1 protein-coding gene is annotated in these 595 nt (G+C 44.0%); it reads right to left on the reverse strand.

The annotated features are described in order from the left end of the window. Positions 1-287: 287 nt before the first annotated feature. Positions 288-446 carry a hypothetical protein gene (locus J7439_RS25920; protein ID WP_209204939.1) on the reverse strand — a complete coding sequence of 53 codons (159 nt, stop codon included), beginning with the start codon at positions 444-446 and terminating at the stop codon, positions 288-290. Positions 447-595 lie beyond the last annotated feature (149 nt).

The raw sequence follows: 595 nt of genomic DNA on the forward strand, positions 1-595 counted from the left end.
ATTGTCGCCGGATTTTGATTTATTTGCGACCGGGTCAGAACGGGTCAACAACCACCATGACTGGCTTGAAGAGTTCCTGCAAGGATAAACCAGTTGTCACAGCAATTCCCGACGAATCCTGAAGCACTACAGCTACATGAGATGCAGAATAGGTAAAAAAATCATGCCCGCACAATTCTTCGCCAGAAATTGTATGTTACTCAATCGTTGTCGTCGGGTCAGTCATGGGTACGGCTATTCAGAAAAATGTCAGGCAATTCAGTGCTTCTTACTGGATAAAAACAGTGTCAGAATGTTTTGACAGCATCCAAGATCTTTATCTGCTTCCTATTCATGGTACTGGCCTCTTTTATTGAACCTGCCGATGTGATGACTGCTGTATTAAAAACGAGGGCAAGAAAAATCAAACCTTTTACCACAATACTATAGGCGGCTGTATCATCCATCCGCCCAGAAAAACCGTCATTCCTTTAGCGCCGGAAGCGATTTGCCGACAGGATGGTTCCACAAAAAATGATTGTGAAAAAGCAGCAATAAGACGTTTTCTGGCGCAGACAAAACACGACCATCCACGCCTGAAACTAGTGATTCTGCT

Origin of the sequence: Salinisphaera sp. G21_0 (assembly GCF_017744115.1) — a bacterium.
In the GTDB taxonomy this organism is placed as follows: Bacteria; Pseudomonadota; Gammaproteobacteria; order Pseudomonadales; family Endozoicomonadaceae; genus Endozoicomonas.